Source organism: Pseudonocardia sp. EV170527-09, assembly GCF_008369905.1.
GTDB lineage: Bacteria > Actinomycetota > Actinomycetes > Mycobacteriales > Pseudonocardiaceae > Pseudonocardia.
Genome location: NZ_VRMC01000005.1, coordinates 1 through 14,560 on the forward strand (window position 1 = coordinate 1; position 14,560 = coordinate 14,560).

The window sequence follows — 14,560 nt, forward strand, 5'->3', positions numbered from 1 at the left end:
GCAACGACTGAACACCCGACAAGGGGGTCAGTCCCAATCCGTCGTTACGGGGTTACTCCCAACCCGCCGTTGACAGCGCTCAGCGCAGCACGTGCCCAGCACGACAGGTGCCCTGCACGACAGAGGCTCAGCGCGGTGGGCTTTCCGGCCATGGGCCAACGTGGGGCTCCCGCGCCCCCCGGTCGGCAAGGGCGGCGACCAACCGGGCGGCGGCCCGGTCCAGGGTGACGCTGCGGTCGGCGCGGCCCCGCCGGGTGCCGGTGAGCACCGCCGCCGCGACCGTCTCCCCGTCCTCCTCCACCGGGACGGCGACGGCGCGGATCGCCGGGTCCGCCAGCCCGTCGCTGCGGGCCAGCCGGGTACGGACGATCTCCGGTCGCTCGGTGAGGTAGGCCGCGACCGCGGGCGGGTCGTCGACCCCCGCCAGCGCGCGGGCGGACTCCTCGGGATCGCCCAGGGCGAGCAAGAGCCGTCCCGCGGCAGTGCGCAGCGGCGGGCGGGGCCGGTGGTCGTCGGTCACCCGTTGCAGCCGGTCGGGGGCGCGGGGACCGGCGTGGTCGACGTAGCGGACCTGCCCGCCGACCAGCACCGCGAGTGCCACGGGGGCCCGGGCGAGGCGGCTGAGCGCGTCGAGCTCGGTATGTGTGAGCGAGGCCGGCGGGCCCACCCCCGCGAGCAGCCCCAGCACGTACGGCCGTCGGCCCAGGACGTGGCCGCGGCCCCGCAGCCGTAGCCAGCCGGTGGCCCGCAGCTCGCGCAGCAGGTCCGCGGTGGAGCTGAGCGGCAGGTCGAGCTCCCGGGCGACCGCGGTCACCGACGGTGGTGTCCCGGCGGTCGCGACCAACTCCAGGATGCGGTCGGCCCGGCCGACCGCGCGGGCGGAGGCGACAGATCCCGGCACCCGTTCGATCCTACGGATATACGGAGCCGGTGGAGAATGCGGCCGTTCCGTCGCAGGCTGGGGCCATGACCACGACGACCCCGGCCGCACGCTTCCCCTCCGCCGCCGACACGGCGGCCACCCTGCTGCCGGACGCTCCCCCGGTGCGCTCGACGCTGCGGGTCACCGGGGCGGACCCGCTCGTGCCGTCGGTGCACCGGCTCGCCGACGCGATGTCGGCGGCGGTCGGTGCGTTCGGGCTGCAGGTCGCCGGGCTCGCCGAGGACTCCGGCGGCGCGCCCCGGGAGATCACGGTGCGCGCGGCCGACACGATCGACACACTCCGCGCGCCGTTCCTCACCACCCTCGGCGGCGTCGACGTGCAGACCGTGGCCGAGGACCCGACGGCACTGGCGAACAACGGGTTCCGTCGGACCGCCGACGGCTGGATCTTCCTGATCACCACCTACCCGCACCAGCGCGACGCGGTGTGCCGGGTGCTGGACTGCCCGCCCCTGCGCGATCGCATCGCCGAGGAGGCCGCCCGGTGGCGGTCCGTCGAGCTGGAGGATGCCGTGTGCGCGGCCGGCGGGGTGGCCGCGGCGGTCCGGACCGGGGAGCAGTGGGCCGCGCACCCCGCGGGCCGTCACCTCGCCGGGCGCCCGGTCGTCGAGGTCGAACGGATCGGCGACGCACCGCCCGAGCCGGTACCGGACCGGCTGCGGGTCCTCGACGACACCCACGTCATCGCCGGGCCGGTCGCGGCGAAGCTGCTCGGCACCTTCGGTGCGGACGTCCTGCACGTGTCGCGCCCGGACCTGCCCGACCCGCTCGCGATGGTCGCGCTGACCGGCGGAGGGAAGCGCAACGCCTGGCTGGACCTGCGGGACCCGGTGCAGGCGGCGACGCTGCGCGACCTGGTCGGCGGGGCCGACGTGTTCGTCAACGCCTACCGGGGCACCGGCGCGCGGGGCTTCGGCCCCGAGGACCTGGCGGAACGCCGGCCGGGGATCGTCGCGTTGGACCTGCACTGCTGGGGTGCCGACGGGCCGTGGGCCACGCGTGGCGGCTTCGACCAGCTGGCCTGCTCGGCGACCGGGTTCGCGCTCGAGGAGGGTGCGGGCGGGCCGCCGTCGTTGCCGCCGACGCACCTGCTCAACGACTACCTCGCGGCCTGGCTGGGAGCCGCCGGGGTGCTCGCGGCGCTGCGCCGGCGCGCCGTCGAGGGCGGCTCGTGGCGGGTGCGGGTCACCCTCGCCGGGGTCTGCACCTGGGTCCGGGAGCTCGGGATGTTCACCGCGGCCCAGGTCGCGGACCTGCCCCGGCCCGGCGCGCCGACCATCGGCATGCACGTCGTCGACGGGCCGATGGGCCGGCTCGTCGAACCCGTGCTCCCGCTGGAGTTCGACGGCCGGCCCGCCCCGCTGCCCGGGCCACCTCAGCTGCTGGGGACCGCCGCCGCGACCTGGTGACCGGCCGGCGCCCAGCCGATCGCCGGGGCGACCCGCTCGGCGATCGAGCGGAGCAGGTGCGCGTTGTACTCCACCCCGAGCTGGTTGGGCACGGTGAACAGCACGTAGTCCGCCTCCCGGACCGCGGCGTCCTCGGCGAGCTCGGCGGCGATCCGGTCCGGGTCGCCGACGTAGCTGCGCCCGAACCGGGAGCGGGCGCCGTCGAGGATGCCGACCTGGTCGTCCTCGCCGCGCTCGCCGAAGTAGCGGCGGTCGAGGTCGGTCGTCACCGGGATGACGCTGCGCGAGATCGACACCAGCGGGGTGCGCTCGTGCCCCGCGGCGGACCAGGCCTCGCGGTAGCGCAGGATCTGCTCGGCCTGCAGCCGGTCGAACGACTCACCGGTGTCCTCGGTGAGCAGGGTCGAGCTCTGCAGGTTCATGCCCTGGGTCGCCGCCCACTCGGCGGTGGCGCGGGTGCCCGCACCCCACCAGATCCGGTCCGCCAGCCCGGGGGACTGCGGCTGTACCGGCAGCGCGACGTGCCGGCCGCGGGTGCGGGCCGGGTCCGCCGGCGCGACCCCGGCGCCGCGGATCGCCGCGAGGAACACCTCGGCCTTGGCGCGGGCGGCGTCGGCGTGGGTCTGCCCGTCGGCGGGCCGGTAGCCGAAGGCCTCGGCGCCGTTCAGCGCGATCTCGGGCGACCCCCGGCTCACACCGAGCTGCAGCCGCCCACCGGACAGCAGGTCGGTCGCGGCGGCCTCCTCGGCCATGTAGAGCGGGTTCTCGTAGCGCATGTCGATCACGCCGGTGCCCATCTCGATCCGGCTGGTGGTCGCCGCGATCGCCGCGAGCAGCGGGAACGGCGCCGCCAGCTGGCGCTCGAAGTGGTGCACGCGCACGAACGCGCCGTCGATGCCGATGTCCTCCGCGGCGCGTGCCAGCTCCACGGTCTGGCGCAGCGCGTCGGCCGCGGTGGGTGTCCGGGACCCGGGGACCTCCCCGTGGTGCCCGAACGACAGGAACCCGATCTTCGTCATGCCCTCTCCAACGAAGGTTGAGGGCTCAACATTCCCTGGAGATTCCCTAGAGGGCGCCCTTGGTGGACGGGACCCCGGTCACCCTCGGGTCGGACTCGGTCGCGGCCCGCAGCGCACGGGCGACGGCCTTGAACTCGGCCTCGGTGATGTGGTGCGGGTCGCGGCCGTCGAGCACCCGCACGTGCAGCGCGAGGTGCCCGTGGAAGGCCAGCGACTCGAACACGTGCTTGTTCAGCACCGTCGGGTAGTGCCCGCCGACGACGAAGCCGCGCATCATCTCCGGCTCGCCGGTGCACACGGTGTAGGGCCGTCCGGAGACGTCGACGACGGCCTGGGCCAGGGCCTCGTCCATCGGGATCCAGGCGTCGCCGAACCGGCGGATGCCCTTCTTGTCCCCCAGCGCCTGCCGGATCGCCTGGCCCAGCACGATCGCGACGTCCTCCACGGTGTGGTGGGAGTCGATCTCGATGTCGCCCTCGGCGTGCACGGACAGGTCGAAGCTGCCGTGCTTGCCGAACGCGTCGAGCATGTGGTCGAAGAACGGGACCTTGGTGGCGATGTCGGTGCGCCCGGTGCCGTCGAGGTCGATCTCGACGACGATCCGGGTCTCCTTGGTGACGCGCTCGACGCGTCCGATGCGGCTCACAACAGCTCCTGGGTGGCGAGGTCGGTGGCGGCGGCGAGGAACGCGTCGTTCTCCTCCGGAGTGCCCACGGTGACCCGCAGCCGCTCGGGGATGCCGACGTCGCGGATCAGCACGCCCTGGTCGAGGAACCCCTTCCAGGCGCGGCCGGCGTCGGCGAAGCGCCCGAAGAGGATGAAGTTGGCGTCGGAGGCCACGACGTCGTAGCCGGCGGCGGCCAGCTCGCCGGAGATCCGGTCCCGCTCGGCGGCGAGCAGCGCCACCGAGCCGAGGGTGGCCTCGGCGTGGCGCAACGCGGCCCGCGCGGCGGCCTGCGACAGCACCGACAGGTGGTACGGCAGCCGCACGAGCTGGAGTGCGTCGATCACCGCGGGCGCGGCGGCGAGGTAACCCAGCCGTCCCCCGGCGAACGCGAACGCCTTGCTCATCGTCCGCGACACCACGAGCTTGTGGCCGTGCGTGGTCAGCAGGGTCGTGGCGCTCGGCCGGCCGGTGGCCTCGGCGAACTCGGCGTAGGCCTCGTCGACGACGACCATCCCCGGCGAGGCGTCGACCAGCCGGGCCAGGTCGGCCGGGGCGATCGACTGCCCGGTCGGGTTGTTCGGGCTGGTCACGAACGTGATGTCCGGGGACTTCTCGGCCAGGACGGCGACGGCCGCGTCGACGTCGAGGGTGAAGTCCTCGCGGCGCGGGACCGGGACGAACTCGGTCTGCGTGCCCGAGGCGAGGATCGGGTGCATCGAGTAGCTGGGCACGAAGCCCAGCGCGCTCCGGCCGGGCCCGCCGAAGGTCTGCAGGATCTGCTGGAGGATCTCGTTGGACCCGTTCGCGGCCCACAGGTTCGCCGTGGTCAGCTCGACCCCGGTCTGCCGGGACAGGTAGGCGGCGAGGTCGCCCCGCAGCGCGACGAGGTCGCGGTCGGGGTACCGGTGCAGCTCGCGGGCGGCGTCCTCCACAGAGGCCGCCACGTCGGCGACCAGCTCCGGCGGCGGCGGGTACGGGTTCTCGTTGGTGTTGAGCCGCCCCGCGACGTCGAGCTGCGGCGCACCGTACGGGCTCTTCCCGCGCAGGTCCTCGCGCAGCGGCAGGTCCGACAGCCGCACGCCCTCCCCCGCGGTCACGCGCGGGCCTCGAACCGGGCGGTGACGGCCTCGCCGTGCGCGGGCAGGTCCTCGGCGTTCGCCAGCGTCACGACCCGGTCGGCGACCTCGGCCAGCGCCTCGCGGCCGTAGTCGACGACGTGGATGCCGCGCAGGAACGTCGCCGTCGACAGCCCGCCGGAGTGCCGCGCGCATCCCCCGGTCGGCAGCACGTGGTTCGACCCGGCGCAGTAGTCGCCCAACGACACCGGCGAGTGCGCCCCGACGAAGATCGCGCCGGCGTTGCGGACCTTCGCCGCGTCGCCCGCGGAGTCGGCGGTCTGGATCTCCAGGTGCTCGGCGGCGTAGGCGTCGACGACGGCGACCCCGTCGTCGGTCGAGGACACCAGGATGACCCCGGACTGCGGGCCGGTCAGCGCGGTGCGCACGCGCTCGCTGTGCTTGGTCGCGCCGACCCGGGTCTCCAGCTGCGCCTCGACCGCCTCCACCAGCGCCTCGGACGTCGTGACCAGCACCGACGCGGCGTTCGGGTCGTGCTCGGCCTGCGAGATGAGGTCCGCCGCGACGTGCGCGGGGTCGGCGGTGTCGTCGGCCAGGATCGCGATCTCGGTGGTGCCGGCCTCGGCGTCGATCCCGACCAGCCCGCGCAGCATCCGCTTGGCCGCGGTGACGTAGACGTTGCCAGGGCCGGTGACCATGTCGACCGGCTCCAGCTCGGCGCCGTCGGTGTCGGTGCCGCCGTAGGCCAGCAGCGCCACGCACTGGGCACCGCCGACGGCCCACACCTCGTCGACGCCCAGCAGCGCGGCCGCCGCGAGGATCGTCGGGTGCGGGCGCCCACCGAACTCGGCCTGCGCCGGGGAGGCGACGACCAGGGACTCCACACCCGCGGCCTGCGCCGGGACCACGTTCATGACCACGCTCGACGGGTAGACCGCCAGCCCGCCCGGGGCGTAGAGCCCGACCCGCCGGACCGGGACGAACCGCTCGGTGACCGAGCCACCGGGGACGACCTGGGTGACGACGTCGGGCCTGCGCTGCTCGGCGTGCACGATCCGGGCCCGCTCGATCGAGGTCTCCAGCGCCGCGCGCACGTCCGGGTCGAGGTCGCGCAGCGCCTCGGTGATCGCCGCGGTCGGCACCCGCACGGTCTCCGGGCGGACCCGGTCGAAGCGCTCGGTGGCGTCCAGCGCGGCGGCGGCACCGCGATGGCGCACGTCCTCCACCAGCGGGCGGGCGCGCTCCAGCGCGGCGTCGATGTCCAGCTCGGCGCGCGGCATCATCCCGCGCAGGGTGGCCGGACGGGGCAGCGGTTCGGCTCGCAGGTCGAGGCGGCGGAGCATGGCTCCCAGGGTACGGCGGTGCTCCGACGATCCCTCAGCCCACCGGGACCACGAGCAGGTTCCCCGCACCCGCCCACGGCGTCCCGACGTCGACGCCGTCCGGATGGTGCCCGGCCCGGTGCACCAGCCGGGTGGTCCCGCGCTCGTACGGGGCGGGGCGCAGGAACAGGTAGTTGACGTCGTAGAGCACCGAGGCGACCGGGCCCGCTTCGGTGCGGCGGGCCGCAATCCGGGTCAGCATCGGGGCCCGTTCCGACAGCGGGTCGTCGATCGTGCAGCCCCGGTCGCAGAAGTAGGCGAGTGCGCCCAGCTCGCCGGCGCTGACCACGGTGCCGTGCAGACCGGACGCGACCCGCGCGTACTCGGCGGCCGTGGCGTGGTTGGTCGAGATCGGCGCGAGCCGCCACGGCGTCCCGTGGCCGATGTCGAACGCGGCGGACGCCAGCGCCAGCACCGCCAGCACGGCGGTGAGCAGCGTCGCCGTCGCCGCCGAGAGGGTCGTGACCGCGCGCGGGGCCGGCCCGTCGCGCCGGACCGGGCGGACCAGCGCGCCGACCGACCACGCGGCCAGCACCGTCAGCGCGCCGACCGCGGGGCCGTAGTACCAGTGGTAGGGCGCCGTCCCGATCACGACGAACGCCGCCGCGTGCACCGCCGCACCCAGCCCGAGGACCGTCACCGCGGCCCGACCCCGGCGGCGCGCGGCCACCCAGGTGAGGCCGCCCACCACCCCGGCGACGGCCGGGAGCAGCGCGAGGACGGTCGCCACCGGGAACACCCTGGCGTAGACCGTCAGCCCGTTCGCGAAGGTGATGTGGTCACGCCCCCAGCTGTCGCCGACCTTCCACAGCAGCGTGTCCGGCACGAACGAGCCCAGCACGACCCACGAGAACAGGTACCAGGGCGAGGCGACGAGGAACGCCGTCGCGCCGACCGCCCACCGGCGTCGGCGCAGCGCCGGAACCGCGACGACCGCGAGTACGGCGACGACGACCAGGTCCGGCCGGGTGAGTACGAGCAGCGCGCACAGCACGCCCGCGGTGCGCGCGCGGCCGGTGACCGCGGCATGCGCGAGCCCGGCGAGCAGGACGACCGCCAGGTACGTCTCGAGCCCCACGGTGGACAGCAGCAGCGGGTTCGCCAGCAGCAGCGGCGCCGGGAGCGCGGCCGTCCAGCCGGGCAGCCCGAGTGCCGCGGCGGTCCCCGCGGTCCAGTGGGTGAGCAGCGCCATCAGCCCGGCCAGCACGATCCCGGCGGCGACCACGGCGTCGCGGACGACGAGCGTCACCGCCGCCTGGAGCAGCACGTTCAGCGGGGAGGTGGCGCTGTTCGCGGGCAGGCCGGGCGACACGCCCCACTCCCCGTGCAGCGCGAGCGTGCGGACGTAGGCGAGGGTGATGTAGGCGTCGTCGATCAGCGCCCCGCGGACCAGCGCGAACGCGCCCGCCGCGAGCAGGGCGGCGGCCGCGGGCAGCACCGCGGCGGACCAGCGCGACGGGGGCGCCGCGGGCACACGGTGGCGGCCCCGGCGCGTCCCCCACGGGCGCGGCTCCGGAGCCGATCGTCCCGGGCGGACCGCGGCGAGCACGGAGCAAGAATTGCAGGTGGCGCGGCGCCCCGGACGCGGCCCCGCCACTGCACCGGAGTGAGGTCGCCCACGGAGGGCGCTGCGTGGCACCCTGCGCGCGTGACCCGGCACGTGACCGACGACGAGCGCCGCGCCCGGCTGGTGACCCGCCACCGGCTCGCCCCGCACACCCGCACCGACGACGTCGTCGCGATCAGCGACGACCTGGTCGGGCTGCACTCGACCGACCCGGTGACGGTGTACCTGTCGGCGGCCGCGCGGATGGGGACCCCGTCGCTCGGCCCGGTCGACGCCGCACTGCACACCGACCGCACCCTGCTGCGCCACCACGCGATGCGCCGCACGCTGTGGGTGTTCGGCCGCGGCCACGCCGCGCTGGCCCACCACGCCGCCACCGTCGACGTCGCCGCCGTCCAGCGTCGTGACCTGCTGCGTCAGGCCGCAGCAGCCGGCCACGACGACCCCGAGGCGTGGTACGCCGACGCCGCCGACCAGGTCCTGGCGGTGCTCGCCGAACGGGGCCCGACCGCCGCCCGCGACGTCGCGAAGGCCCTGCCCGAGCTCGCCGCGCAACGGCTCGTCCTGCCCGGCGGGGGTCCGCAGCCCGCCCACACCCGGGTGCTGCTGGTGCTCGGGTTCGAGGGCCGGGTGCTGCGGACCCGACCCCTCGGGACGTGGGTCAACGGCCAGTACCGCTGGGCCGCGGCCGACGCCTGGGTCCCCGGCGGGATCGGCCCCGCACCCGACCCCGACGGCGACGCCCGTCGCGCGGCCGCGGCCGGGCTGGCCCGCGCCCACCTGCGGGCGTTCGGCCCGGTCCGCCGCGACGACCTGAAGTGGTGGGCGGGCTGGACCGTCGCCACCACCACCACGGCGCTGGCCGACGTCGGTGCGGTCGAGGTGACCCTCGACGGCGGGGACACCGGGTTCCTGCTCCCCGACGACCTGGACCCTGTCCCCGACCCCGGGCCGTCGGTGGCGCTCTTGCCGAGCCTCGACCCGTCGACGATGGGGTGGAAGGCCCGCGGCTGGTACCTGCCCGCCGAGGTGGCGCCGGAGCTGTTCGACCGCAACGGCAACGGCGGACCGACGGTCTGGGTGGACGGTCGCATCGTCGGGACCTGGGTGCAGCGCCCGGACGGCGAGATCGCGACCCTGCTGCTCGCGCCGGTCACGGCCCGGGCGCGGGCGCAGGTGCGGGACGCGGCGCAGCGGCTGCGCGAGTTCCTCGGCGACGCGCGGTTCTCCACCCGGTTCCCCGCCCCCGCCCAGCCCCGACTGCTCGCCTGACGGGCCCGGCGCCACCGCGCACGTCGGACCACGGCGCAGATCGGAGCACGCCGCGCTCGGCGGCCGCGGTGCGGCCGGCCCGACGCCGAGTGGCACACCACGCACCCCCGGCACCCGTCACGGGGTGCACGGTGTGCCACTCGGCGTCGGTCACTCCAGGTCGAGCCCGAGGTCCAGTGCGGTCACCGAGTGGGTCAGCCCGCCGACGGCGAGGAAGTCCACACCGGTGGCCGCGTAGTCCCGGGCGCTGCCCAGGGCCAGCCCGCCCGAGGACTCCAGCAACGTGGCCCGGTCCCCGCGCCGCCGGACCGCCTCGGCCGTCTCGGAGACGGTGAAGTTGTCCAGCAGCACCAGCTCGGCGGCGAGCTCCAGCACCTCGTCGAGCTGGTCGAGCGAGTCGACCTCCACCTCGCACGGCAGGTCCGGGGCGAGCGCGCGGGCCGCGGCGAGCGCCGCGGAGACCGACCCGGCCGCCGCGACGTGGTTGTCCTTGATCAGCACCGCGTCGCCCAGCCCGAGCCGGTGGTTCACCCCACCGCCGCACCGCACGGCGTACTTCTCCAGCAGCCGCAGGCCGGGCAGCGTCTTGCGGGTGTCCCGGATCCGGGCGCCGGTGCCGTCGACGGCGTCGACCCAGGCGCGGGTGGCCGTCGCGATCCCGGACAGGTGCGTGAGCAGGTTCAGCGCGGTGCGCTCGGCGGTGAGCAGTCCGCGGACCGGTGCCCGCACCGTCAGTGCCGGGGTCCCGGCGGTGAGCCGGTCACCGTCGGCCGCCTCGGCGAGGACGGTGTACCCGCCCGCGCCGAGCACCTCGTCGAGCACGGCGCGGGCCGCCGGGAGCCCGGCGAGCACGCCGTCGACCCGCGGGGTGACCGACGCGGTCGCCACGGCGTCGGCGGGCACGGTCGCCGCCGTCGTCGCGTCCGGGCCGTACCGCAGGTCCTCCTCCAGCGCGGTGCGCACCACCCGCAGCAGGTCCTCGGGGTCCGGGACGCCGACGTCGCTGACCCCACCGACCCCGGCGGCGACGCGCGTCCCACCCCGCGCCGCACCGGTGCGCGCCGTCATGCCGCACCCACCAGCGAGCCGTCCGCGACGACCACCGGCCGCCCGGCCGCGTCGACCCGGATCCGCAGCGACGACCGCTGGTGCGTGTCGTCCCGGTCGGGGAAGTCCGTGCGCACGTGGCAGCCGCGGGTCTCCCGGCGGGTGCCCGCCGCCACCAGCACGGCCTGGGCGATCAGGGTCAGCGCCGCGTCCTCCACGCCGGCGCGGTCGACCGGGACCGCGGTGGTGGTGACGGCCTCGATCGCATCCGACGCCCCGGCGAGCCCGGCGGCGTCGCGGCCGATCCCGGCGCTGCCCGACATCGCCCGCTGCACCACGGCGCGGTCGGCCACCGGCAGCGCCGGGACCGTCCCGGCCGGGGCCGGCACCCCGGTCGGGCCCGCGTCGGCGAGCACCGCGCGGACCACCCGCTCCCCCACGACCACTCCCTCGAGCAGCGAGTTCGACGCCAGCCGGTTCGCCCCGTGCAGACCCGTCCTGGCGACCTCACCCGCCGCGTAGAGGCCCGGGACGCCGGTCCGGCCGGAGGTGTCGGTGACGACGCCGCCGCAGGCGTAGTGCGCGGCCGGGGTCACCGGGATCGGCTCGGTCAGCGGGTCGATCCCGGCGGCCCGGCAGGAGGCGTACACGGTCGGGAACCGCGCGGCGAACCCGTCGAGCGCGGTGGCGTCGAGCCAGACGCACTCGCTCCCGGTCTCGGCCATCCGGCGGGTGATCGCCGCGGCGACGACGTCGCGCGGGGCGAGGTCGGCCCGCGGGTGCACCCCGGCCATGAACGCGGTCCCGGCCCGGTCGCGCAGCACCGCGCCCTCGCCGCGGACGGCCTCGGTCACCAGCGGGCGACGCCCGGCGGTGCCGCTGCCGGGACCGGTCCACAGCACGGTCGGGTGGAACTGCACGAACTCCAGGTCCGCCGCGACCGCACCGGCGCGCAGGGCGAGCGCGACGCCGTCGCCGGTGGAGGTGGCCGGGTTGGTGGTGGAGGCGTAGAGCTGGCCGTAGCCGCCGGTCGCGAGCAGCACCGCGGGCGCCGACAGCACCCCGGCGCGGCCGTCGGCGTCGAGCACCGTGAGACCGGTGACCCGGCCGGCGTCGCGCAGCAGGTCGGCGGCGACGTGCCCGTCGAGCACGGTGAGCTGCGCCGACCGGGTCGCCGCGACCAGCGCGCGCTCGATCTCCGCGCCGGTCGCGTCGCCCCCGGCGTGCACCACCCGGTACGCCGAGTGGCCGCCCTCCCGGGTCCGCGCGGGGCGGTCCCCGCTCAGGTCGAACAGGGCGCCGCGTGCGCGGAGCCTGCGCACCGCGTCCGGTCCGGCGCGCACGATCGTCTCCACCGCGGCGAGGTCGTTCAGCCCGCCGCCCGCGGCGACGGTGTCGGCGACGTGGGAGTCGGGCGTGTCCCCGGCGATGTCGCCGAGCACGACGGCCACCCCGCCCTGTGCCCAACGCGTGGAGCCCTCACCGATGCCGTCCTTGGTGACCACCACGACGCGCAGCCCGGCCGCGGCCGCGTCGAGCGCGGCGGTCAGCCCGGCCACCCCGGACCCGACGACGACCAGGTCGGCGCCGGCCTCCCAGCCGGCTCCCCGCGCCGTCACTCCCCACCTCCCGGCTGGCCGATCTCGATCATCCGCTGCACGGCGGCGCGGCCGCGCGCGGCGAGGTCGGGGTCGACGTGGACCTCGTCGGTGCCCTCGCGGACCGACCGCAGCAGCGCCTCGGCGGTGATCATCTTCATGTAGGGGCAGGACGCGTGCTCGTTCACCGCGCGGAACGCGATCTCCGGGGCGGCCAGGCGCAGCTGGTGCAGCATCCCGACCTCGGTCGCGACGAGCACCTCCGTCGCGCCGGTCGCGCGGGCGGCGTCGATCATCCCGCCGGTGGACAGGATCTTCACCTGCTCGGCCGGCACCGCGCCGGTGCCCGCCAGGTAGAGCGCGGAGGTCGCGCAGCCGCACTCGGGGTGCACGAACAGGTCGGCGCCGGGGTGGGCGGCGGCCCGGTCGGTGAGCTGGCGGCCGTTGATGCCGGCGTGCACGTGGCACTCCCCGGACCAGACGTGCATGTTCTCCCGCTGCAGGGTGCGGCGCACGTGCGCACCGAGGAACTGGTCGGGCAGGAACAGCACCTCGCGGTCGCGCGGGATCGAGTCGACGACCTCGACGGCGTTGGAGGAGGTGCAGCAGATGTCGGTCTCGGCCTTCACGGCGGCGGTGGTGTTGACGTAGGAGACGACGACCGCACCCGGGTGCTCGGCCTTCCACGCCCGCAGCTGGTCGGCGGTGATCGAGTCGGCCAGCGAGCAGCCTGCCCGCGCGTCGGGGATCAGCACGGTCTTGTCCGGGCTGAGGATCTTCGCGGTCTCGGCCATGAAGTGCACGCCGCAGAACACGATCGTCGACGCCGGGGACTCGGCCGCGATCCGGGACAGCGCGAGCGAGTCCCCCACGTGGTCGGCGACGTCCTGGATCTCGGGCAGCTGGTAGTTGTGCGCCAGCAGGACCGCGTCCCGCTCGCGGGCCAGCGCACGCACCTCGTCGGCCCAGCCGGGGTCGATCCCCGTGTCGCCGGGTGCCGTCAGCGTTCCGGTCATTGCGCCCTCCCGGGCCGAATCGGGTTTTCGCCTAGCGGGCGGAAACTGACCGGATAGTAGCACCGGTCGTCCGTCACCGGCACCTCCGGCGTGACCGGGACCTCACCTGACGGACACCTCACCGTCACGTCCCGGTGCGGTTGTCGATCCGCCCTAGGCTGGGGCCGTGACACCGCCACCCGTCCTGCACGAGGTCCTCGCCGTCGTGCTCAGGATCCGGGAGGGGCGGGTCAACGTGCTGCTCTGGCAGCGTGCCCTGGACCCGGACGCCGGCCGCTGGGCGCTGCCCGGCGGCACCCTGGGCCCCGACGAGGACGTCGAGACCTCCGTGCGCCGCCAGCTGGCCGAGAAGGTCGACGTCCGCGAGGTCGCCCACGTCGAGCAGCTGTCGGTGTTCTCCGACCCGGCCCGCTCGCCCGGCAAGCGCCGGATCGCCACCGCGTTCCTCGGCCTGGTCCCCTCCGACGCGGACCCGGCACTGCCCGAGGACACCGCGTGGCACGAGGTCGAGGACCTGCCCGCGACCGCGTTCGACCACGCCGGGATCGTCGCGGCGGCGCGGGACCGGCTGCGCGCCAAGCTCTCCTACACCAACCTCGGGTTCGCGCTCGCCCCCGCGGAGTTCACGATCTCGGCGCTGCGGGAGCACTACGTCGCCGCGCTGGGACACGAGGTGTCGGCGACGAACCTGCAACGCGTCCTCACCCGTCGCGGCCTGCTGGAGCCCACCGGCGAGGTCGCGCCGTCCGGGCGCGCGGGTGGGCGCCCGGCCGCGGTGTTCCGGTTCACCGACCGCGGCCTGCGGGTCACCGACGCGTTCGCCGTGCTCCGCCCACCTGCGCGACCCGGCGGGGCCCGCGACGGCGTACTACCGTGAGCCGGTGTCCGCCATGCTCCCGCTGTTCCCGTTGGGAACGGTGCTGATGCCGGGTGCGGCGCTTCCCCTCCACATCTTCGAGCCCCGCTACCGCCAGCTCACCGTCGACCTGCTCACCGGGGCCGTCCCCGACCGCGAGTTCGGCGTCGTCGCGGTGCGCGAGGGCCACTCACCGGACCGCTCCGGCGCCGCGGGCATGCACCCCGTCGGCTGCACCGCGGTGCTCATCGACGCCCGCCGGCTGCCCGACGGCCGCTACGACGTCGTCACCCGCGGGGCCCGCCGCTTCCGGCTGCTCGACCTCGACGCGACCTCGCACTCCTACCTCTGCGGCGAGGTCGAGTTCCTGCCCGACGACACCGGCGACGACGCCGACCCGCGGCTGGTGGCGATGCTGGAGCGGTCCGCCCGCGCGGCCCACCGCGAGTACTGCGACACCGCGTGGCGGACCGGTGACTGGTCCGAACCCGCCGACGACACCCCCACCGCCGAGCTCGCGCACCTGCTCGCCGGGGACTGCCTGCTCCCCCTCGATGACCGCCAGCTCCTGCTGGAGCAGACCAGCCCGGTGCAGCGGCTGCGGGAGATCCGCCGGCTGCTCGCCCGCGAGCGCGGCCTGCTGGAGAACCTGCGGGCGGTGCCCGCGCCGCTCGGGTCGTTCACCGACGAGCACAGCCCGAACTGAGC

General features: G+C 75.9%; 13 protein-coding genes. 4 read left to right on the forward strand and 9 right to left on the reverse strand.

The features are described from left to right. Positions 1 to 127: 127 nt before the first annotated feature. On the reverse strand, positions 128 to 901 hold the full coding sequence (locus FVA95_RS02280) for a helix-turn-helix domain-containing protein (protein WP_149662718.1): 774 nt from the start codon (positions 899 to 901) through the stop codon (positions 128 to 130). 65 nt (positions 902 to 966) lie between these two features. On the opposite strand from FVA95_RS02280, the gene FVA95_RS02285 reads away from it, so the two are divergent. Further along, positions 967 to 2,352, forward strand: coding sequence for a CoA transferase (locus tag FVA95_RS02285; RefSeq protein WP_149662719.1), 1,386 nt, complete (start codon positions 967 to 969; stop codon positions 2,350 to 2,352). Here FVA95_RS02285 and FVA95_RS02290 read toward each other — a convergent pair. The 5 genes from FVA95_RS02290 to FVA95_RS02310 are packed head-to-tail and all read right to left on the reverse strand — an operon-like array spanning position 2,319 to position 7,970. After that, positions 2,319 to 3,371, reverse strand: coding sequence for an LLM class flavin-dependent oxidoreductase (locus tag FVA95_RS02290; RefSeq protein ID WP_075305650.1), 1,053 nt, complete (start codon positions 3,369 to 3,371; stop codon positions 2,319 to 2,321). The genes FVA95_RS02285 and FVA95_RS02290 overlap by 34 nt on opposite strands. A 46-nt stretch (positions 3,372 to 3,417) precedes the next feature. Then, positions 3,418 to 4,017 (reverse strand): imidazoleglycerol-phosphate dehydratase HisB, encoded by a 600-nt coding sequence (gene hisB, locus FVA95_RS02295; protein WP_020622780.1) that lies wholly within the window; start codon positions 4,015 to 4,017, stop codon positions 3,418 to 3,420. Next, positions 4,014 to 5,135 carry a histidinol-phosphate transaminase gene (locus FVA95_RS02300; protein WP_149662720.1) on the reverse strand — a complete coding sequence of 374 codons (1,122 nt, stop codon included), beginning with the start codon at positions 5,133 to 5,135 and terminating at the stop codon, positions 4,014 to 4,016. Before FVA95_RS02300 ends, hisB begins: the two co-directional genes overlap by 4 nt. Further along, complete coding sequence (gene hisD, locus FVA95_RS02305; protein ID WP_149662721.1) at positions 5,132 to 6,457, reverse strand: histidinol dehydrogenase; 1,326 nt, start codon at positions 6,455 to 6,457, stop codon at positions 5,132 to 5,134. Before hisD ends, FVA95_RS02300 begins: the two co-directional genes overlap by 4 nt. A gap of 34 nt (positions 6,458 to 6,491) precedes the next feature. Continuing rightward, a complete protein-coding gene (locus FVA95_RS02310; protein WP_149662722.1) occupies positions 6,492 to 7,970 on the reverse strand; it encodes a hypothetical protein in 1,479 nt (492 codons plus the stop codon). Between the two features lie 174 nt (positions 7,971 to 8,144). On the opposite strand from FVA95_RS02310, the gene FVA95_RS02315 reads away from it, so the two are divergent. After that, complete coding sequence (locus FVA95_RS02315; RefSeq protein WP_149662723.1) at positions 8,145 to 9,335, forward strand: winged helix DNA-binding domain-containing protein; 1,191 nt, start codon at positions 8,145 to 8,147, stop codon at positions 9,333 to 9,335. 150 nt (positions 9,336 to 9,485) lie between these two features. Here the strand turns inward: FVA95_RS02315 and nadC are convergent, their stop codons facing one another. Genes nadC through nadA form a run of 3 tightly spaced genes read right to left on the reverse strand, consistent with a single transcriptional unit; the run spans position 9,486 to position 12,996 of the window. Further along, positions 9,486 to 10,403, reverse strand: coding sequence for a carboxylating nicotinate-nucleotide diphosphorylase (gene nadC, locus FVA95_RS02320; RefSeq protein WP_149662724.1), 918 nt, complete (start codon positions 10,401 to 10,403; stop codon positions 9,486 to 9,488). Then, positions 10,400 to 12,001 carry an L-aspartate oxidase gene (locus tag FVA95_RS02325; RefSeq protein ID WP_149662725.1) on the reverse strand — a complete coding sequence of 534 codons (1,602 nt, stop codon included), beginning with the start codon at positions 11,999 to 12,001 and terminating at the stop codon, positions 10,400 to 10,402. Before FVA95_RS02325 ends, nadC begins: the two co-directional genes overlap by 4 nt. Next, positions 11,998 to 12,996 (reverse strand): quinolinate synthase NadA, encoded by a 999-nt coding sequence (nadA, locus tag FVA95_RS02330; protein WP_149662726.1) that lies wholly within the window; start codon positions 12,994 to 12,996, stop codon positions 11,998 to 12,000. Before nadA ends, FVA95_RS02325 begins: the two co-directional genes overlap by 4 nt. Positions 12,997 to 13,162: 166 nt before the next feature. Here nadA and FVA95_RS02335 point away from each other — a divergent pair, with 166 nt between their 5' ends. Beyond that, complete coding sequence (locus tag FVA95_RS02335; protein WP_149662727.1) at positions 13,163 to 13,873, forward strand: NUDIX domain-containing protein; 711 nt, start codon at positions 13,163 to 13,165, stop codon at positions 13,871 to 13,873. A gap of 13 nt (positions 13,874 to 13,886) precedes the next feature. Further along, positions 13,887 to 14,558, forward strand: coding sequence for an LON peptidase substrate-binding domain-containing protein (locus tag FVA95_RS02340; RefSeq protein ID WP_060714735.1), 672 nt, complete (start codon positions 13,887 to 13,889; stop codon positions 14,556 to 14,558). Positions 14,559 to 14,560 lie beyond the last annotated feature (2 nt).